Origin of the sequence: Microbacterium sp. 22195, from assembly GCF_052056515.1 — a bacterium.
Classification (GTDB): Bacteria; Actinomycetota; Actinomycetes; order Actinomycetales; family Microbacteriaceae; genus Microbacterium.
On record NZ_JBQEPE010000001.1, the window covers coordinates 1,563,710 to 1,582,155 of the forward strand.

The window sequence follows — 18,446 nt, forward strand, 5'->3', positions numbered from 1 at the left end:
CATCGTGGCTACCACCACACAGCACATCAACGCCCGCACCGACCCGGACCTGCTTGCCCGGTTCGTCGCCGCCGCAGAGCAGGCCGACGTTCCCGACGCATCCGCATGGGTGCAGGCGAACATGGGCCGACTGGTCTGCATCACGATCGACGGCACCCAGACCGTCTCCGACGTGCACGCCTACGCCGCCACCGCCCGTGAACAGTACGTCGCCGCGACGCCGCCCCGCCCCGGCGAGAACCTCGGCGCCGTCACCGACACTCACCTGGCCGTCGCGATCGCCGCGCTCCGGCCCGCGCCGGAACCGGAGGCCTGACCATGGCCGACCTGACCCTGACCGACGAGGACCGCGAAGCGGTGAGACAGATCCTGCTCGCCGAGCGCGCCCGCGGCGTCCCGCACCCGCTGCTGCCCGCCGACGTCGACATCGACGGCGACGGTGTCGCCGACACGTTCGGGCTCGACGAGCACGACGAGGTGGTCGTCATCTCCGGCGTGCAGCTCGCGCAGACCGTCTACGTCTCCGACGGCGACGACATCGGGGGTGAGCCCTGATGGGCGCGTACACCGAGGTGTGGCGTGACGGCTCCCGGCTGACGCTCTGGATGCTGTACGTGATCACGCTGCTCGACGCCGACCTGTTCCGCATGTTCGGCGTGCACGTGCTGGTGTCCAGCGCCATCCGCACGTACGAGGAGCAGAAGGCGATCTTCCTCTCCCGGTACGTCACCGCCGCCAACGTCAATGGCCGACGGGTCTACGACACCCGCATCTGGAATGGCATCCGCTGGTACCGGATCAGCAGCGCCGGCACGGTCGCCGTCCCCGGAACCTCGAACCACGAGATCCAGGGCACGAAGGCCGCGGTCGACCTCCGCGACACGGGAAGGGACGCCGGCATCACCGTCGCCACCTCCGCACGAGGGCGCTGGATTCGCCAGTGGTGCCGCGACAAAGGACTGCTCATCGCATCCGGCGACGGGTTCGGCGAGGGCTGGCACTTCGACGTCCCCGGCATCTTCCGCATCCCACCGACCACACCCGCCGGAAGCGGCGGATCAGCCTCAGAAAGAGAGAACGACATGGGAACCCTCGACAACACCGAAGAGAACTACCAGACGTTCGCCCGCTGGATGCAGCGTGCGTACTTCTACGACGTGCGCGAGAACGGCTACGGCCCTAAGTGGGAGCTCGGACGCACCGTCTTCGAGCTGCTCCGCGCAGCCGACGACTCCGCTGATGTCGCCAAGATCGGCGCATCGGTCGGTGAAGAGATCGCCAAGATGAACATCACCCTGGCAGGTCTCGGCACCGTCGACCTCCAGATCGACACCGACAAGCTGGCGGCAGAGCTCCGTGCCGGCCTCGCGCCCGAGATCGTGAAGGCGCTTGGCGAGAAGCTCGCCGGCTGATGCGCGGCACGAACGTCCAGCACGGTCAGGCACGCCGACACCCGATCCCTCTCCGGGAGTGGATCGGGCTCGGCGTGCTCCTGGCCATCGGCGCCGCAGCGCTCACGCTCATGTGCGCACCGTCATGGGGGTGGTAGTGATGGCTCCACTTCGCAAGCTCTGGGAGTCGATCACCGAGCCCCGCCACATGAAGGTCACCTACGCGGCCATCTATGCGCTGGTGCTGGCCACGGGCATCGCGACGCTGCTCGGCCCTCCCCGGTCGATCGAGGGCGAGCTCGGAAGCGTGCTCACCGTCATCTGGTCCGTGTTCCTGATCGTCGGGGGCACGGCCGGCGCGCTGACCGTCCTCCCGGGATGGTGGTGGGCGGAACGCCTGTCGCTGATCCTCACCATGACGGGCATCACGATCTACGGGCTGGTCGTCCTGTCCCTCCACATCACGCAGGAGGGCTCCCGGCTGACGCAGCTGGGGATGATCCTGCTGGCCATGTCCGTGTTCGCAGTGCGGTGGATGCTGATCCGTCACTACAGCTTCGAACCACGTCGGGGGTGACCATGGAGGCCGCCCAGCTGATCACGATCATCCTGTCGTCCAGCGTCGTCTCTGGGATCGTGCTGAAGCTCTTCGACCTCATCAAGGACGCGCGCGCTGGTCAGCTGCAGCAGCGCCGCGCCGAGGTCGACCGCGCTGAGACCGAGAAGGACAAGGCCATCGCCCGCGCGGACGCTGCCGAAGCGGCAGAGGAAGCGCAGGCACGTCGCACACGCATCGTCGAGGAGTCCCTCGCCGTCCACCGTCGACTCATCATCGACGCTCCCTGCCTCGGGCCCGGCACCCTGCCGGAATACCCGTCCCGTTCTGAAAGGAATCCGTGATGGATATCACTCTCCCCACCATCCCCGCCGGCGTGCTCGTGCTGCTCGGCCTCGTCTCGCCGTTCGCTGTCGCGCTGATCAACGGCGCGGTGAAGGCGATCAGCAGGCCGTGGCAGAAGAAGGCGGTCGCGATCCTCGTCGCGGTCATCCTCACGGCCGTGGTGCTGTGGTTCTACTACGCGTACACGGGCGACGTCGTCCCGCAGTGGCCGGCCCTCGTTCTGCTCACGATCGTCGTCGGCCAGTGCTCGTACTCCATGGTGACGAAGTCGCCCGCATCCGCGCTCGAGCAGCGCATCTCGCCGACGATCACTGTGCACGAGTCGCCCGACACCTTCCCGCGTCGCTGACCCACACACGCGAACCGCCCCACCTTCCTTCGGGAGGGTGGGGCGGTTTCGTCATTCAGGCGCGTGTGGTCCGCCGACGTGGGTTCGTCCGCGGTGACGGGCTCGTAGCTCGAGCTCGAAGCATGTTGAGAGAATGCCCGAATGTGGGTGGGGAGCCTGTACAGTCATGAGAAGCGGAGGATCTGACTTGATCCAGACGCATCTAGGGGCTGCTGGGAGGACCGATGACTGCTGTTCGCAACCGCACGTTCGAGCTCACCACGACGGTCATGCTTCCTGACGTTGCGGATCTTGCGGCCTACGCCGCCAAGCTGTCAGACGCAACCCGGATTGTGGTCCAGGACTATGTCGGTACGGTGACGGCGTTCCTGGTTTATCCAGACTCGGAGAGCAACGACGTCACCTTTGGTCTGCGGTTCGCGGCGATCGAGCCGGCCTACATGGATGACATTGCCGACGAAATTCTCGACAAGGCAGTCGCTTTGGTCGCAGAGCGCGATGGGTCTTCGCCTGTGAGAGTCGAACGCGAGGGATCGGTTCTCGTCCAGGCATGAAGGACTGGCGGGTTGCGACCGTTGACAAGGTTGCGCGGGGAGTTCTTTGGTGCGCCCGGTTCGTGAAGGCATGGCTTCCACGGACGCTCGGTGGGGTATCCGCGTTCCTCCTCGTGCTCTGGGGGCTCACGAGTCCACATCAATGGTCCGCGGGCGGTCTCACGATCGGCATATCCGGCGTTGTTGTCGCGGTCTTGGCGTTCTTCGCCGAGATGATCGTGCAGCGTCCGAGCTATATGAAGCTCTCTCAGCTACGCGAAGAAGCCGACCGAAAGGCTCTGGCCAAGACCGAGGCACTGGAGAATGCGCTTCGAATTATGCTCGTGCGGCTCGCCGAGTACTGCGGCCTCACTGGCCAATCTGACAGGTTGAGCGTCTACTACTTCCACGATGACGAGTTCGTCATGGTGGCCCGGCACGCAAAGAATCCACGCCTCGCGAAGCGGGGGCGAGTTCGCTACCCAGCGGGGCAGGGCGTAATCGGGAAGGCATGGGAAGAGGACCACGGCCAGGCGCTGGTGAAAATCGCCGGCGGCAACGGTTCCTGGAATCGAGAGGCTCGGAAACAGAACTTCACCGACGCTGAGATCGCAAAGCTGACTATGCGCTCTGTCGGACTCGGAGGCTACCGACTCGAAGTCGATAACCGATCTGTCGGCGTCCTCATCATCGAGTCCACAACGCCCGGTCGGATTCTGCAAGAGCATCTCGACAAGATTGCAGGGTCATACATTGTGGTCGCGATCGCGGAGCTTGTTGCGGCTTTTGCTCTCATGACACCAGGTGGTGAGACCCTGATCGCTGAAAACGAGAAGAGAGACGCGGAGAGGAAGGCAGCAGAGAAGGGCAAAGCGAAGGATAAGTGGCAGACCGTCGTGCCTCTGGCGCCGCCGTCGAAGTGAACGATGCCACAACCCCCGCCCTACCTCTTCGGAGGGTGCGGCGCTTTTGTTGTTCGATCAGAGCGCGCGCACGCTGAGCAGGATTCGGTCGGAGGGCACTTTCGCGCGCAACGCGTCCATGTCGTCTGCCTCGATCTCCTCGACCGGTCCCGTGGGGAACGCGAGTCGCTTCTTCTCGTCCGAGTACTCCCACCCTGCGGGCAGTTGCTCACCCTCATTGAGTGTGCGGGTGTCGTTGGGTCGGATGTGGCCGATGAGCATGCTCAGAGCGTATCGGCTGAGGGCCAGCTGCCGTCCACGCCAACTGGCTGAGCAGATGCCCGGGTAAGCCATCCCAGGGCGTCCGACAGTGCCAGTTCCACGCGCTGATTCTCCATCCGCTCCCGGTACCGGCGCTGCTCATGCAGGTTAGCGGTCGCGCTCTTCCCCGACAGGTTCATGCTCGAGATCGGCCTCCAGCGGTACGGCGTGGAGATGAAGAGCATCGTCCCTGGTTCGTCCGAGAGAAAGGGGCGCACGTCGCCGTCAGGTGTGATCACGAGGTCATGGGAGTGTCGGTGGCGAGCCCATCGGAGACCCGGAATCACGCGGCCCTGTGGGTCACCCTCTCGGGCGCTGTCGTAGGCTGTCCCGTGCGCATCTCGGAGTTCCTCGTCGAGCGACGCGATCCACCAGCATGCTTCCGTGATCGCCGCAAGGATCTTCAGGTGTTCGGCTCGCGAGTCTCGGGCGGCCTTCACCACCGCGATCTTCTCGACTACCGCCCAGAGGGCGAGATCCCGCTCGTTGTGCTTCACGACACCACCGCGGGCGCGATCACGCTCGGGTCCGCGGCATCGACCTTGCGGGAGTTGTTGACCTTCCGGTCCACCACGTACTGGGTGATGGTCGCGGCGACCTCGGCGGATGCCCCATCGAGCAGTGACAGCATGCCGTCGCGGTCGCCGCGGTCGAGCTTCACCGGCTCCAACCATGCGTCCATCGCGTCGGGGGTGAGGAACGCGGGCATCCGGTCGTGCACCTCCCCACCGGCATCCCGCGCCTCGCGCGTGACGACGACCATGCAGCGCGAGCGCTCACCGTTCGGAAGCTCCATCGACCATGTGAGGCCGGCGGCGGCGAGCAGCCCGTCACAGTGGAGGTAGTGCGGGGTCTTGTCGCCCTTCTCGCCCGTCCACTCGAAGTAGCCGCGCATCGGGACCACGCACCGCGCGGCGGTGAACGCGGGCAGCCAGAACCCGGTGTCCAGCTTCTCGATCCGGGCGTTGATGATCGGTGCGCCCTTGGGGCGGTTGGCGGGCTTCTGCCAGTCCCACCGCACGAGCTCGAGGGTGCGCCCCTCGCCGCGGTCGCGGACGATCACGGCATCGTCGGTCGGGGCGATCGAGTACGACCCGTGGAAGTCCTTCCACCAGTCCTCAGGCTTCCCACCATCGGCGACGAACTGCTGGATGAGCTCGTCGGTCTTGGCGTCCATCGCGAATCGTCCGCACATGGCAGGAACCCTACGCCACTCCGCCGACGCTCAGGCGAGACCGCCGTGCGCTCGCCGGTCTGCGATCACATCGTCCAGGGTGATGACCTCGCACGCCGGGCCCCACACCCAGCAGCGGAACGTGGTCTCTTCGAGCGTGAACTCGACGCCGGCGGCGAGCTGCGTCGATCGGAGCACGCGCCCCTCGACTCTGAACGGGTGAGGTCCGAACCGCACCCAGACCCGGCAGCGCTCGGGCTTCGGATACGTGGTGAGCGGGTAGATGTCCAGCTGCAGTTCCTTCTCGGTGAGCGACTGCAGCGGCGCCTTGCGGGAGATGTCGAGGATGTGTCTCTCGTTCGCTCTGCGGTCGATCGCGTCTGCGTATCGCTTGTTCGTTCCCACCGCCCGGCGCCCCCTTCCTCCGGCCATCATCAGGGTAGCAATCTTCGAACACTCGTTCTATGGTGTTAACCCATGACCGCCACCAATGTCGAACACCACGCCACCATATGGATGACCGACGACATTCCTGTCCGCATGGTCTACGCGGGCCGGCGGTGGCGCGTGACCGACACCCCGACACGGCTCCGCCACTCGATCTGGACCGTGCCCTTCGATGGGCCGCACCATGGCCTCTACGGCTGGCGATTCCAGGGCACCGATGACGACGGCCTATCGCTCGTGTTCGACGTCTACCGTGGCGAGGACGGCTGGCACGTGCACCGCTCCTACGACTGAGATCCATGCACGACTGTCGGATCGCTTACGCCCGGGCCACTTCCAGATTGTGTACGGATTGGTCGATGCGGTAGACAGAGCCGGTGACCCCGTCGCCGCGCAACATGACCAACGACGAGCTGTTGTCCGCGTCGAGACGGATGCTGAACCGGATCACGCGCGATCTCGATTCAATCGATGCAGGGCACGGTGACGCGATCGATGACCTCGCCGGCAAACTACGGACGACCCTGTGCTTCGGAAAGGGTGATCGGCTCCTGTTGCGACTGTGCAACGTCTTCCACCTCGAGATGCCATCGGTGACAGTGCCATACACGCTGGTGCCCGAGAAGTCGCCGTTCCTCATCGGCCCGCTGCCTGAGTGGGCGAGCCCACTGAATCCCGCGGTGGCACCGAAGATCATGACGATTCCTGAGTGGATGCGTTCTCAGGCAGTGCACCTTCCCGGGGTCGGGCGTCGGTCGTGGGATCAAGTCATCTCTGACTTTGGCAACACCTACGGCGCGCACGTGAGCGCGACTGTTCCGCAGTTCCTCGACGAGATTCGCACCTATGGCGTAGGTACAGGCACCATGGGAGCGCACATGCTCCGCGCAGCTGGGATCGTCGCTGAGCACGGGCTTGGACTTGCTCTCGCCGAGCTTGATGGTAGTGACGCCCCCACCCTTCGAGGCCACCACGCAGGCAACGTCTTCATCGGCATGATGGCGCTCACGGACTGGGGAGAAGCATTCTGGTCCGTCTCATGCGACGCCACCGAAAGCGTGGAGCTCTTCTCCATGCCCACGTTCGATGGTCAACGGATGGTCGGCACGTGGACCTACGATCCCGAGACTGGGAAGGGCGCGATGACGTTCGACTGGTCGGCGTCTCACCAACCCGAAATCGACGGCCCCTCGAACTCCGGCGGCGGCTCGACGTCCTGAGCTTGCTGGACGTGACCGCAGTGCGGACACTGCCACCCGCCGGGGATGTCTCGCATGAGGATGCCGTCCTCGGGGCATCGGGGCTGCGCGCCCCAGTCGAGATCGTCGTCCATCGGTACAGCGTATGTCGGTGACTCCTCGTATGCTCGCCGCATGCCAGATCTCACCGAGATGCTCCTCGACGCACTCCCCAGCGCACTGCACGCCCTCGGGTCGGTGTTCACCAGTCCAGACATGCTCCGCGGGTACGTCGTCCTTGCAGGCGTAGCAGGGCTATCTGTCTTCCTGTCACGTCATCGCAAGAGGCGGCGAGTGTGACACAGAGGGAGCAACGATGAGCCCCACGCGCGAAGAGTGTCTGATCAATCTCGCCGACTTCCTGGTCGAGAAGGCGCACGAGATGCTCGCCGACGGCAGGCTCTCAATCGAGATGGAGAGCGAAAGTGACTGACCAGGCGGCGAGGAGCCAGAATGGCTCCACCATCGAAGTGACGTGTCCTCGCGAACCGTCGGATGCTGCGTGGCGTCGCTCTGGCGAGGTCGCGGCACGGATCCTCGAATCTCTCGCAGAACGAGACCTGCGAGCCAAGGCGTCCAGCGTCTCATTGCGGTGCGATTCCGCTGGGTAAACGCTGGGCCAAGACGTTCATCCGCCTTGGCCCTCAGTGTTTTGTAGCAGGAGCGGGGCTTGAACCCGCGACCTCACGATTATGAGTCGTGCGCTCTCACCAGCTGAGCTGCCCTGCCGCAGTGCATCCGGATCGAATCAGTTATCGCTCGCAGTGCCATCATCGCCAGCTGCCTCGCCCATCATGTCAACGGCTTCGACCAACCCGTATCTGTCGCGCAATGTGGTGAGGATCGCTTCAACGGTGAGCGTTGCGCCGTGGCGACCTGAACGACTCGCGATCTCTTGGACTGCGGCGAGGGCGTACCGCGGGTTCAGCGCGACGGTATTCTTCGCGAACTCCTTCGCAGCGAGCACCTGGATACTTGGCGGAATCTTGTCTGCGGGGAAGTCCCGGAGGTTCTCCGTGACGATCACTCCCGCGCCCGCGATCACGGCCGCGGCGACGACATGCTCATCGTCCGGATCCGGAAGCCCGAATGTGCCTTCGAGGGGCTCCCAACCTTCGACCTCGGCGTCGGCGAACTCGCGCCGCATCGCGGCGATGAGGGTCCCTGCGCGGGTGGCTGCTTCAGCTGCGGGGACCCCTCGTTTCACGAGCTTGGCCTCCTCATGAAACTCGAGTTCGTCGAGGATCACCGAACTCCAGGTCGGCCGATATGCGCCCTCGACCGCGAGCGAGAGCAGAAAGTCGCGTTGAAGACTGGGCCACAGCACGCTGGTGTCGAGAGTCGCAATGAACACGACCCCATCCTGTCAGCCCCTGAGTTGATGTCTGTCAGCTCGCCTCGCCGCGACCGCTTTCCTAGCCGCTCTGAGTTCCTCAAGCGTCTCAGCGACGTTGTCTTCATCGATGGCGTCACGCGTGGCAGCGAGCATGTCGTACTGACGCTCACGCCGACGATCTCGATACTCGAGGAGGTCCGCAAGCAGGACACGTCGGTGCGTTCCCGCCTTCTCGAAGGGGATCTCGCCCTCGTCGAGAAGCTTTACAACGGTCGGACGACTGACGTTCAGAAGATCCGCTGCCTGCTGAGTCGTCAGCCGCGTTGTCCGCGGTACGACTGAGACGGCCAGCCCGCTCTGCATCGCGTTCACGACCTTGCGGAGTGCGAGGTAAACCTCTTCTGGAAGCTCAACCTGATCTCCAGGGCGCGACCCCGCAAGGAAGTAGCGGGGTTCGGGAACCACCCGGCCAGCTGCCTCATGCGCAGCGAGGAAGTCCAAGACAGGAGCAAGCTCATCCCCTCGACTCGGAAGATACGTCTCTTCGACGGCTGCAGTGGGAGACATGTGAATCACCTCTAACGAATAAACGCAACCTATTGCGTTTGTTTCGATTAGAATAGCACGGGTTCTCGACAGACCGCTGAACCCGGATACGACAAAACCCCCGGCTTCACCGGGGGTTCTCGTCTGTAGCAGGAGCGGGGCTTGAACCCGCGACCTCACGATTATGAGTCGTGCGCTCTCACCAACTGAGCTACCCTGCCGCAGCGCATCCGCTTCGAAATCGAATGCTGCGAGCCCCGAGTCAGGATTGAACTGACGACCCCTTCCTTACCATGGAAGTGCTCTGCCACTGAGCTATCGGGGCGTGCTGTCCTCTTCAGGACAACCAGATGAGCTTATCATCCGCGACGGCCAGCCACGAAATCGTGACGGCAGTTCGCGTCGGCCGGGCGTGCCTGCGCGGCGGACGCGAGCCGTCAGTACGAGTACCGGCCCGCGTTCTTGCGCATCCACGCAAGCGGGTCGACGGTCGAACCGTTGATGATGATCTCGAAATGCAGGTGCGCACCATAGGAGCGGCCGGTGTTGCCGACCTTTCCGATGGTGTCCCCCACCTTGACCTTCTGGCCGGTCTTGACCGCCAGCGAGCCGTGCTGCATGTGCGCGTAGTGACTCGTGACGACCTGTCCGTCGATCACGTGATCCACGTACACGGTCACACCGTAGGCGCCGCCCGACTCGGTCGCGATGCGGACCGTTCCATCGGCGATCGCCTGGATCGTGGCGCCCGCGCCGGGCACGAGGTCGATGCCCGCGTGCATGCGGCCGTTGCGCATGCCGTAAGGCGAGCTCATGGCCACGCCGACCATGAACGGCCACTGGATCGCGGCGTTCGGGTCGTTGGTGTAGAGGCTGTTGGAGACGCGCTGGATGCCCTCTTCGGCGGCGACGTCGAGCAGCGAGACCGTGGAGTACTCGCCCTCACGGGCCAGGTCCTCGTCCTCCACCGCGGCGGATGCGACGTACGCCTGGATCTCGTCGTCGGCGACCTTCTTGGCGGGTGCCGCGGAGGCGACTAGGGATGCCGTCGCGCCGGAGCCGTTGTTCTGCACCGCGGCGACCGCGCTCGCGGGAAGCGTCATGGACACGGCGATCATTCCCGCGACGCCCATGACACCGAGGGACGCGCCGGCGGCGGCGATGCGACGGCGGATGCGACGGGGAGCGATGTGCGCGGGCGCCTTGGCCGGACGGCTCGTCTTCGCGGTCGCGGGCGCCTGGTGCGAGTCCTCCACGGGCGAGAAGCCGAAGGCGTCGGATGCCCGGGCGAAGACGTCCTCGTCTGAGGAGGATGCGGGCTTCGTGACGACGGGCTGCACGGGTGCGTCGACCAACGTCTCGGCGTCGACGGGCACGGTCGCCTCCGCGAGCACGGGCTCCTCGGCGACGGTGGCCTCGGGGGCGATGACGAACTCCATCGCGGCGGCCGGGTCCGCTTCGACCGGCAGCGCGGCGTCGGCGTCCTGCGCGAGCTTCGGCGTCGGCTCGAAGAGGGAGCGGACGTCCTCCTCGGCGAGCGGGCCGGCAGGCGACGGGATGATCGGGGTCTCGGTGGACTGCGCCAGGCGGCGCGCGCGGCGGCTCAGCGGAGCAGCGGTCACGGCGTCGGCCGGGGTGGCGGCGTCCGTGGGGGTGACGACCTGTGCGGCCGGCGACATCGCCTGCACTGCATCGGGGGTCATCGGAGTCTCGTGTGCTGCAACGCGGAGCCGGTTGGAACGACGCGTGGGCGCGGCTTCAACCTCAGGACGTACAGGTGACAAGTCAGATCTCTCGGGTCATGTTCAAAGCTCGGGGGCGCTTGGTCGCTTCCGCCTTCGGGCGACGAAAGTAACGAACAGATAAACACTGTACAGGCACGTGGCTGGGAAAGCCATGGGTCTGAACAAACTCGCGTCAGGCGCCCGTCCCGGCACCGGCCACGATCGATCGCAGTCGATCGTGCACGGCCGCGCCGCCTGCGACCAGCATCGGCCGTGCGGTGTCGAGCTCGAGCCGGCTCACCACGCCGCCGGCCTCACGGACCAGAATCGCTCCTGCCGCGAAGTCCCACGGGTTGAGGCCCCGTTCGAAGAATCCGTCCAGCCGGCCCGCGGCCACGTAGGACAGGTCGATCGCGGCGGATCCCATCCTGCGCAGGTCGCGCGCCATGGTCATCACGCGACGCACCATCGCCAGGTCGCCGTCGTGCGTGGCGGGGTCGTAGCCGAAGCCGGTGCCGAGGAGGGCTCCGGCCGGCGTCTCGTCGGTCACTCGAAGGCGGATGCCGTCGAGCCAGGCGCCCTCGCCGCGGGCTGCCGTGAAGAGCTCGCCGAGCGCAGGAGCCGACACCGCGGCTGCGACGCCGTCCCACTGCTCGGGATCGGGCTCACCCTCGACGACGGCGATGCTCACCGAATAGGCGCCGATGCCGTAGGCGTAGTTGACCGTTCCGTCGATCGGATCGACCACCCAGGTCAGGCCGGTGGAGCCGCGCTCCGCACCGGTCTCCTCCCCCAGGAATCCGTCGCCCGGGCGCTCGGTGCGCAGACGTTCGCGGATCAGCTGCTCCACCTCACGATCCGCCTCGGTCACGATGTCCGCCAGTGTCGACTTGGTGGCCGCCAGCGAGACCCCCTCGCCGCGACGGCGCTTCGCGAGCTCTCCGGCCTCGCGGGCGATGTCGGCCGCGAGTGCGCCGAGCTCGACCGCGCTCACAGGCCCGCCCCCGGAGCCGCGGGAGGCGGCGGCGGGAACGCGCCGTATGGTGGCGACTGCGGCGCGGAAGGGTCCTGCGGGGACGGCTCAGCGGATGCCGGTGCGACGGGCGCCTGGAACGGCTCGGCCGGAGCGGCCGGAGGCGTCGCGTCCTGGATCGGGAAGGACTGAGCAGCGGCACCCGGGGCGGCCGGCGCCGCAGCATCCGGCGCCTGAGCCGTCGGTGCTGCGGGCTGGAGCGTCGGGAAGGACTGCGCCGGTGCGGTGTAGGTCGGGTAGCCCGTGTAGTAGGCGTTCCAGTCCGGCGAGCCGTCGGGCAGGACGGGCAGCGGGGTGCGCCCGTCGGCGTAGGTCGGCCACGCGCTGACGCCCTGAGCTGCCTGCGGAGCGATCGCCGCACCCTGCTGCGGACCTGCCAGAGCCGTGTGCGGCGCGACGGGAGACGAGGGCTTCTTCTTCGGAGCGAACAGGGCGTTCAGCAGCGGAATGAGCGTCGTTCCCACCGCCACCAGGATCGCGAGTGCGATCACGATGCGCCAGTACAGGTCGTCGTAGTGGAACAGGTCGGGGAAGGTCAGGTAGAAGACCAGCAGGGCCACCAGCAGGACGAGCAGCGCGATGGTGACGATCGCGATCACGCGCGTGAACGTGGTGACGTAGCGCTTGGATGCCGGCAGGAACAGGCGCACGTGCACCAGCGCGAGCTGCATGATCCCGACCACGAGGAGCAGCTGCCAGAAGCGCAGCAGCGACCAACCGCCGAACGGGTCGTGCTCGGGCATCCAGATCTTCACGGCACCCACCAGCAGTGCGACGATCCACGTGATCATGCTCGAGAGGGCCAGCCACTCCGGCCGGTGCTCGGCGAGATGCGACTCCATGATGGCGATGCCGGCGAACACCGCGAGCAGCAGGATCGTCAGGAACGCGCGGCCGATGATCCCGTCCTGATCACCGATCAGCACCCAGACGACGCAGACCAGAGCCGCTGCGATCAGCGATCCGATCGCGATCCAGATGGCCGAGCGCATGAGCTTCGACGACATCTGCTGGACTTCGGAACGTGGCGTGCTGTCGGACATGCTGATCCTCCCGGCGATGGTCATCCCATCCTGCCATGCGGCGCCAAGACGGCCCGCCGGCTGTGGATAACCCGTGCCCTGTGCGGGTCAGCGCGCGGACTTGCTGGACGCCGCGGCGAACGCGGCGACGCGCGCCTTGGCATCAGGCGTGTCGAACGCCTCCCCGATGGAGCGCGCCTCCTCCGCGACCTGCTCGGCGAAGGTGCGCGCGGGCTGCGAGCGGATCAGGCGCTTGGCCTGGCCGTACGCGCCGGCGGCGCCCTTGAGCCAGAAGCGTGCGACCTGCTCGGCGCGCTCGCGCACGGCATCCGCCTCCGCGTCGGCATCCGCGCCTTCGGGGCCCGAGACGGCCTCGGCGACCAGGCCCCATTCCACGGCTTCGTCGGCGGACAGCATCCGGTCCTGCAGCACCAGCTGCAGCGCGCGGCGCTCGCCGATCGCCCGCGCCAGCTGCGCTGTGACCGACAGGTCGGGCGTGAGCCCGATGTTGGCGTACAGGCTGCCGATCTTCGACCCCGCGCCGATGACGGCGTAATCGCTGCACATCAGGATGCCGAGGCCCCCGCCCGCGGTCGTGCCGTGCGCGGCCGCGACCACCGGGATCGACGAGGTGGTCAGCGACAGGATGCCCTCGTTGATGACGTGCGCCAGTGCAGTGATGTCCTCGCCGCTGCCCATTCCGCTCGCCATCGCGAGCACGTCGCCGCCGGCGCAGAACGCACGGCCGTTGGCGTCGAGCAGGATCGCGCGCACGTCGTCGCGGGCGATGGCCTCGGCGGTGGCGTCACGCCAGGCATGGGCGAGGTCGGCGTCGAACGCGTTCAGGCTGGCGGGGCGGTTCAGTGTCAGCCGGGCAAGCCCCTGGTCGACCGTGAACAGGATGGGATCGGTCATGGCTCTCCTTCGACGCTCCGACGCGCAGATCTTGAGTCTCAGCCTAGCTGGGACTGAGGTTCATGTCAGTCCTCAGACAGAACCCGCACGACGAACGCCTCCATGCGGTGCCGCGTGCCGTCCAGGCGCATGTCGGCCTGTCCGGGCGCACGCACCTCGTTCGGCGCCAGCGGATGCGCCAGGCGCACGTTGTCGTGGCACGAGAGGTCCGCGCAGATGTACGTGCCCGCGCTGTCGCCGCGGCGGCCCTTCGCTCCCCCACGGCGCGCGGTGAGCAGCGCCACCTGGTTGCCCGGCTGGAGCGTGTGGCAGATGTTGCACATGCCCGACCGCACCCGCGCGGGGTCGGTGGCGCGAAGCACGATCCCCATCGGCTCGCCCTCGTGCTCCACGATCACGACCGCACGGCGGCTGGACTCCGGGTCGCGCCAGGCGAGGAAGTCGAGATAGTCCCAGTCGGTCAGGATGAAATCGTGCGGCATCCCGATCTGGGCGATCTCATCGGCATCCGCGTTGCGGATCGACGCGCGGATCTGGTCCTCGGTGAGTGGTCGCATCGATTCAGTCTAAGAAGGATCCGCCGCGAAGGGGTTCCGCGCGGCCGGGGACGCAACAGCCGGCCGCGCGAGTCTGTGGGGTGTGCGCCGGCTCAGCCGGTGCGCTCGACCAGACGGCGCTGCAGATCGCGCACCTCGTCGGCGAGCTCCGCAGCAGGACCGGTGACCGGGATGCCGGGGGCGACCGCGTTGATCGGAAGCACGGCGACGGGACCCGGCTCCAGGCCCCAGCTCCCGCGCCACTCCGAGAGCTGCGCGGAGGAGGTCGCGTAGACGATGCGGCCCAGGCCCACCCAGGCGTGGGCGGCCGAGCACATCGGGCAGTGCTCGCCGGAAGTGTAGGTCACGGCGGACGCGCGCGCCTCCGGCGTGAGGTTCCCGGCGGCCCAGCGGGCGATCTCGAACTCGGGGTGGCGGGTGTGGTCACCGCCCGCGACACGGTTGCGGTCTTCGAAGAGCACGACGCCGGCGGCATCCACCAGCAGAGAGCCGAACGGCTCGTCGCCGGCTTCGAGCGCCTCGCGGGCGAGGTCGACGCAGCGGCGCAGGTGCGCGAGGTCGCGCGGGTCGGTCACGGGTGCGATCTCGGTCATGCTCATGCCTCCGCCGCGTCGATCACGGCCACGATCTCGTCGTAGCCCTTCTGCTCGGCGAGCTCGCGCGCGGTGAGTCCGCCGTTCTCGGTGATGCTGGGATCCGCCCCCGCCTCGAGCAGCAGGCGCACGGCCTTGACCTGATCCGGGCCGCCGTCGTTCAGGATGATCGCCTCGTGCATCGCGGTCCAGCCCAGGTCGTTCACGTGGTCGACCGGCACGCCGGCGGCGATCAGTATGCGGATGGTGCTGACGTGCCCATGCTCGCTCGCCGGGATGAGCGCCGTGCCGCCGTAGCGGTTGGTGCTCCTCACGTCGGCGCCTGCGTCGATGGTCATCTTCAGAATCTCGTCGAGGCCCTCGGCTCCGGCGTAGAGGAACGCGGAGTCCTGGATGCCGTCCTTCGCGTTCACGTCTGCGCCGGCGTCGATGAGCACCCGGGCCACCCTCGCATCGTTGTTCTTGGTCGCCGCGATGACCGGGGTCGCGTCGTTCGGGCCGCGCGACTCGAGGTCGGCGCCGTCGTCGATGGCCTGCCGGGCGGCGTCCGCGTCTCCGGAGTCGACCGCGCTCCACAGCGCCTCGGTCGCATCGGTTCCGCCGTTGCCGGACTTGCCGGATGCCGGTGAGCACGCCGCCAGCACACCGACGGCGAGCGCGGTGATGAGCGCGAACATGCCCGTGCGGATGGTGCGGTTCTTGGTCATGTGCGCCTCCTCAGATCCAGATCAAAATGGTATACCAAAATTCCTGGAGGTGACCTGGGAGGTCCTACGGCTCGGGCGAAGCGGATGCCGAGGTCGCGACGATCCGCAGCGTCATGCCCATCTGCCTGTGGTCCGAGATCGAGCACCAGCCGTCGATGTCAGCGGTGATCACTCCGGCGTCGATCGTGCCCGACTGCCCGGGCAGCAGGTGCTCGCTGGTCGCGCCGTTCGCGAGCACCAGATCGTGCATCAGCTGCTTGTCGGTGTTCGTGATCCTGATCACCAGCCGTGTGCCGACGGGCACCTCGATGCGGTTCGGCGTGAAGCGCATGTTCGCGGCCTCGACGTGGACGGTCTTGACCGGGGCATCCTGGTTCGCCGTCGTTGCCGTACCCCTTCCGAGCGCAGCGGCACCTGCGACGACGAGCAGCACGGCCAGCAGGCCCGCGATCGCCTGCCCGACGCGCCGACGACGCGGCCGCTCGCCCCCGGGGATGATCGGGCCGCCGGAGCCGGCATCGACGACCGGGATCCGATCCGGACCGGGCATCGCCTTGGATGCCTTGGCCAGGCGCTGCGCGCGCATCGCGCGCAGCATGACGAAAAGGAACGACGCCATCGCGATCAGGTACAGGGCCGCCGAGACCCCGCGGACCAGGTTCGACACGGGCAGCGCGCACACGGCGAGCGCGGCGTTCGCGACGGTGACCCGCAGCGGTCCTGCGGCGTCGAACGCGGTGGTGCCGGCACGCACGGGCCTCGGCCCGCCGCCGAGCACCACGGGGATCAGATAGCTGAGCGCGCCGACGACCACCTGCGCGGCGAAGCCGGCGGCGAGGAACGGCACGGTCCGGTCGACGAGCCCCGCGAGCGCGCTGAACGCCGCCCCCGAGGCGGAGACGATCACCGCGCCGACGGCGATCGTGGCGACAGCACCTGCCCACCACGCCAGCGCCATGCCCACCGACAGCGCGGCGAAGCTGCGCGGCGCCTTCCGCCGGGCCGCGCGGACGAGCGAGAGCCCGATGACCACGAGGCCGGCGAGATAGGCGAAAAGGCCCAGCGCGACGATGATCGACTGGCCGAACGCCGCGCCCGCAGCCGCGACCAGCACACCGCCCGCCATCATCGGCAGGGCGCGCGCGGCACCGGTCGTCGCGTGCTCGTCGGCGCGCGTGCGCAGGATCGTGGGCCACAGGGTCACGATCGTGCCCGCCACCGTGAGGCCGATCCAGCCGAGCACGTTCAGGAAGGCGTGCGCGAGCACGATGTCGTCGCCGACGCCACCACGGGCGAGCCAGGCGCCGAGCCCGACCCCGATCGTCAGCAGCGCCGCCGAGGCGACGTAGTAGCGGAGTGTGCGCCCGAAGCGGCCCGTCATGCTGCGGCAGGACCGCCGGATCAGGCTCGCGCCGTGCCAGATCACGGCCACCACGAGGGAGACCGCCCCGGCGAGGGTCACCGGCCAGACGTGCAGGCTGACGCCCGCGATCACGAGGACGGCGCCGGCGTTGGAGAGGATCAGCCGCATCGTCTGGGTGCGGCGATCACTGTCGGTGGCGCGGCTGCGCAGCAGGGCGAACGAGAAGTACTGGCTCCAGACCAGGATCGCGTGCGTGACCGCGCCGAGCAGCAGCAGGTGGATCATCAGCCAGCGCGGCATGGGCAGAACGCCCTGGGCGAGTGCGGCGGCCACGGTGAGCAGCAGCCAGGCCAGGGTGGGGATGTCGCGCATCGGCCAGAACCCGCGGTTCCTCGGCGCCGGGGCGGGGTTCGGGTTGCCGCTCGGGCGTGCGGCGAGGTTCGGGGTCATGAGGTGGCTCCTCCGGCATCCGGTCGGGTCTGGGTCTCGGCCTGGGCCACAGCATCCGCTGCGGACCGGGCGGGCGGACGGGGGTTCGATTCCCCCCTGCTCCGGGAGGAGTTCTCACGGATGGGAGGAGGATTCCGCAGCATCCGTCCTCCCGAACGTGAATTCTCCTCCCGGGCGCGCGAGGACGACCAGCCGGCACGAGCTTCGGGACCTCCGTCCGCGCCGCCGACCGGATGCTGCCACGGCCTCCTCATCGGGATACAGCGCGTGCGGTTCACGACGCGGCGCGCAGGTGCAGCAGGCAACCGTCCTCGGCGCGGAACGGCAGCAGGGTTACATCCGCTCCGTCAGCGCGCGAGCGGATGATGCCGGCGACCATGCCCTCATGAACGGCGCAGACGACGTCGGTGCGCCGCGCGGCTGCGGCCAGCAGCGGGCAGCGGTGGAGCACGATCGCGTCGTCGAGGATTTCGGGTGCGAAGCCCTGTTCCCGCATGAGGTCGACCACCAGCGCGTGCGGCTCGCTCTCGGCATCCGCTCGTTCCTCGGCGATCGCCGCACCCCAGCGGATGCCGGCGCTGCGCGCGTGCGCGACCGGGTCGGCCGCCGCGTTCGCGAGGGAGTCGGCCAGGGCGAGCGCGAGACCGGCGTAGGGGTTCACGACGTCGGCGCGAGGCGCCTCCCAGCGCCAGCCCGGGCGGCCTCGCCCCTGCGCCTCGGCACGGATGCGTCGGAGCCGACCGTCCTCGCGGAGTCGCTCGAGGTGCTCGCGGACGGTGTTCTCGTGCAGGCCGGTCCTGGCGACGATGTCGGCCGTCGACGTCGGGCCGCCGGATTCGACTTCGCGGAGGATGCGCTCGCGCGTCGACGAGTAGCGCCGCCCGTCTGCACCGCGGCGAGCCTTTTCTCCGGCGCCTCGACCTTTTTCCACGGTATTCATTGTA

The 18,446-nt window shown here is 67.6% G+C and carries 25 protein-coding genes and 3 tRNA genes; 10 read left to right on the forward strand and 18 right to left on the reverse strand.

Annotated elements, in window-relative coordinates; all coding sequences use genetic code 11:
• Window positions 1-4 precede the first annotated feature (4 nt).
• The 8 genes from ACTJJ4_RS07720 (at window position 5) to ACTJJ4_RS07755 (ending at window position 4,097) form a co-directional block, all read left to right on the forward strand.
• On the forward strand, window positions 5-316 hold the full coding sequence (locus ACTJJ4_RS07720; RefSeq protein WP_440942734.1) for a hypothetical protein: 312 nt from the start codon (window positions 5-7) through the stop codon (window positions 314-316).
• A gap of 2 nt (window positions 317-318) precedes the next feature.
• Window positions 319-555 (forward strand): hypothetical protein, encoded by a 237-nt coding sequence (locus tag ACTJJ4_RS07725; RefSeq protein WP_440942735.1) that lies wholly within the window; start codon window positions 319-321, stop codon window positions 553-555.
• Window positions 555-1,412 carry a hypothetical protein gene (locus ACTJJ4_RS07730; protein WP_440942736.1) on the forward strand — a complete coding sequence of 286 codons (858 nt, stop codon included), beginning with the start codon at window positions 555-557 and terminating at the stop codon, window positions 1,410-1,412. Before ACTJJ4_RS07725 ends, ACTJJ4_RS07730 begins: the two co-directional genes overlap by 1 nt.
• 139 nt (window positions 1,413-1,551) lie before the next feature.
• Window positions 1,552-1,968, forward strand: coding sequence for a hypothetical protein (locus tag ACTJJ4_RS07735; protein WP_440942737.1), 417 nt, complete (start codon window positions 1,552-1,554; stop codon window positions 1,966-1,968).
• A complete protein-coding gene (locus ACTJJ4_RS07740; RefSeq protein ID WP_440942738.1) occupies window positions 1,965-2,291 on the forward strand; it encodes a hypothetical protein in 327 nt (108 codons plus the stop codon). Before ACTJJ4_RS07735 ends, ACTJJ4_RS07740 begins: the two co-directional genes overlap by 4 nt.
• Window positions 2,291-2,641, forward strand: a complete 351-nt coding sequence (locus ACTJJ4_RS07745) for a hypothetical protein (protein ID WP_440942739.1) — start codon at window positions 2,291-2,293, stop codon at window positions 2,639-2,641. Before ACTJJ4_RS07740 ends, ACTJJ4_RS07745 begins: the two co-directional genes overlap by 1 nt.
• Window positions 2,642-2,865: 224 nt before the next feature.
• Window positions 2,866-3,195 (forward strand): hypothetical protein, encoded by a 330-nt coding sequence (locus ACTJJ4_RS07750; RefSeq protein WP_440942740.1) that lies wholly within the window; start codon window positions 2,866-2,868, stop codon window positions 3,193-3,195.
• A complete protein-coding gene (locus tag ACTJJ4_RS07755; RefSeq protein ID WP_440942741.1) occupies window positions 3,192-4,097 on the forward strand; it encodes a hypothetical protein in 906 nt (301 codons plus the stop codon). The genes ACTJJ4_RS07750 and ACTJJ4_RS07755 overlap by 4 nt, the downstream gene beginning before the upstream one ends.
• Before the next feature lie 57 nt (window positions 4,098-4,154).
• Here the strand turns inward: ACTJJ4_RS07755 and ACTJJ4_RS07760 are convergent, their stop codons facing one another.
• From ACTJJ4_RS07760 to ACTJJ4_RS07775, 4 genes are read right to left on the reverse strand one after another with little or no spacing between them, the layout of a single operon-like run.
• On the reverse strand, window positions 4,155-4,358 hold the full coding sequence (locus ACTJJ4_RS07760) for a hypothetical protein (RefSeq protein ID WP_440942742.1): 204 nt from the start codon (window positions 4,356-4,358) through the stop codon (window positions 4,155-4,157).
• Between the two features lie 2 nt (window positions 4,359-4,360).
• Entirely contained in the window at window positions 4,361-4,894 is a 534-nt protein-coding gene (locus tag ACTJJ4_RS07765; protein ID WP_440942743.1) for a hypothetical protein, read from the reverse strand.
• On the reverse strand, window positions 4,891-5,592 hold the full coding sequence (locus tag ACTJJ4_RS07770; RefSeq protein ID WP_440942744.1) for an SOS response-associated peptidase: 702 nt from the start codon (window positions 5,590-5,592) through the stop codon (window positions 4,891-4,893). Before ACTJJ4_RS07770 ends, ACTJJ4_RS07765 begins: the two co-directional genes overlap by 4 nt.
• A 30-nt stretch (window positions 5,593-5,622) precedes the next feature.
• Window positions 5,623-5,976: a hypothetical protein gene (locus ACTJJ4_RS07775; RefSeq protein WP_440942745.1), complete on the reverse strand. Its 354-nt coding sequence runs from the start codon at window positions 5,974-5,976 to the stop codon at window positions 5,623-5,625.
• Between the two features lie 72 nt (window positions 5,977-6,048).
• Between ACTJJ4_RS07775 and ACTJJ4_RS07780 the strand changes: the two genes are divergently transcribed.
• The gene (locus tag ACTJJ4_RS07780) at window positions 6,049-6,312 is read left to right on the forward strand and encodes a hypothetical protein (protein ID WP_440942746.1); all 264 of its coding nucleotides are present in this window, start codon (window positions 6,049-6,051) and stop codon (window positions 6,310-6,312) included.
• Between the two features lie 104 nt (window positions 6,313-6,416).
• Window positions 6,417-7,238: a hypothetical protein gene (locus ACTJJ4_RS07785; RefSeq protein ID WP_440942747.1), complete on the forward strand. Its 822-nt coding sequence runs from the start codon at window positions 6,417-6,419 to the stop codon at window positions 7,236-7,238.
• Between the two features lie 673 nt (window positions 7,239-7,911).
• Here ACTJJ4_RS07785 and ACTJJ4_RS07790 read toward each other — a convergent pair.
• The 14 genes from ACTJJ4_RS07790 to ACTJJ4_RS07855 all read right to left on the reverse strand — a co-directional run bounded on the left by ACTJJ4_RS07790 (window position 7,912) and on the right by ACTJJ4_RS07855 (window position 18,433).
• Window positions 7,912-7,985, reverse strand: a tRNA-Met gene (locus tag ACTJJ4_RS07790).
• Between the two features lie 19 nt (window positions 7,986-8,004).
• Complete coding sequence (locus ACTJJ4_RS07795; protein WP_440942748.1) at window positions 8,005-8,610, reverse strand: PIN domain-containing protein; 606 nt, start codon at window positions 8,608-8,610, stop codon at window positions 8,005-8,007.
• A gap of 12 nt (window positions 8,611-8,622) precedes the next feature.
• Window positions 8,623-9,159, reverse strand: a complete 537-nt coding sequence (locus ACTJJ4_RS07800) for a helix-turn-helix domain-containing protein (RefSeq protein WP_440942749.1) — start codon at window positions 9,157-9,159, stop codon at window positions 8,623-8,625.
• A gap of 126 nt (window positions 9,160-9,285) precedes the next feature.
• Window positions 9,286-9,359: transfer RNA gene (locus tag ACTJJ4_RS07805), tRNA-Met, on the reverse strand.
• Window positions 9,360-9,391: 32 nt separating this feature from the next.
• Window positions 9,392-9,463 (reverse strand) — tRNA-Thr (locus ACTJJ4_RS07810).
• 112 nt (window positions 9,464-9,575) lie between these two features.
• A complete protein-coding gene (locus ACTJJ4_RS07815) occupies window positions 9,576-10,841 on the reverse strand; it encodes a peptidoglycan DD-metalloendopeptidase family protein (protein WP_440942750.1) in 1,266 nt (421 codons plus the stop codon).
• A gap of 214 nt (window positions 10,842-11,055) precedes the next feature.
• Window positions 11,056-11,856 (reverse strand): inositol monophosphatase family protein, encoded by an 801-nt coding sequence (locus ACTJJ4_RS07820; RefSeq protein WP_440942751.1) that lies wholly within the window; start codon window positions 11,854-11,856, stop codon window positions 11,056-11,058.
• Complete coding sequence (locus ACTJJ4_RS07825) at window positions 11,853-12,938, reverse strand: hypothetical protein (protein WP_440942752.1); 1,086 nt, start codon at window positions 12,936-12,938, stop codon at window positions 11,853-11,855. Before ACTJJ4_RS07825 ends, ACTJJ4_RS07820 begins: the two co-directional genes overlap by 4 nt.
• Window positions 12,939-13,025: 87 nt before the next feature.
• A complete protein-coding gene (locus ACTJJ4_RS07830) occupies window positions 13,026-13,832 on the reverse strand; it encodes an enoyl-CoA hydratase/isomerase family protein (RefSeq protein ID WP_440942753.1) in 807 nt (268 codons plus the stop codon).
• Window positions 13,833-13,897: 65 nt separating this feature from the next.
• On the reverse strand, window positions 13,898-14,389 hold the full coding sequence (locus ACTJJ4_RS07835) for an FBP domain-containing protein (RefSeq protein WP_440942754.1): 492 nt from the start codon (window positions 14,387-14,389) through the stop codon (window positions 13,898-13,900).
• 92 nt (window positions 14,390-14,481) lie between these two features.
• Window positions 14,482-14,982: a nucleoside deaminase gene (locus ACTJJ4_RS07840; protein WP_440942755.1), complete on the reverse strand. Its 501-nt coding sequence runs from the start codon at window positions 14,980-14,982 to the stop codon at window positions 14,482-14,484.
• A 2-nt stretch (window positions 14,983-14,984) separates the two neighbouring features.
• Complete coding sequence (locus ACTJJ4_RS07845; protein WP_440942756.1) at window positions 14,985-15,689, reverse strand: ankyrin repeat domain-containing protein; 705 nt, start codon at window positions 15,687-15,689, stop codon at window positions 14,985-14,987.
• A 64-nt stretch (window positions 15,690-15,753) separates the two neighbouring features.
• Entirely contained in the window at window positions 15,754-17,502 is a 1,749-nt protein-coding gene (locus ACTJJ4_RS07850; protein ID WP_440942757.1) for a cupredoxin domain-containing protein, read from the reverse strand.
• A gap of 274 nt (window positions 17,503-17,776) precedes the next feature.
• Entirely contained in the window at window positions 17,777-18,433 is a 657-nt protein-coding gene (locus ACTJJ4_RS07855; RefSeq protein ID WP_440942758.1) for a helix-turn-helix transcriptional regulator, read from the reverse strand.
• Between the last annotated feature and the right edge of the window lie 13 nt (window positions 18,434-18,446).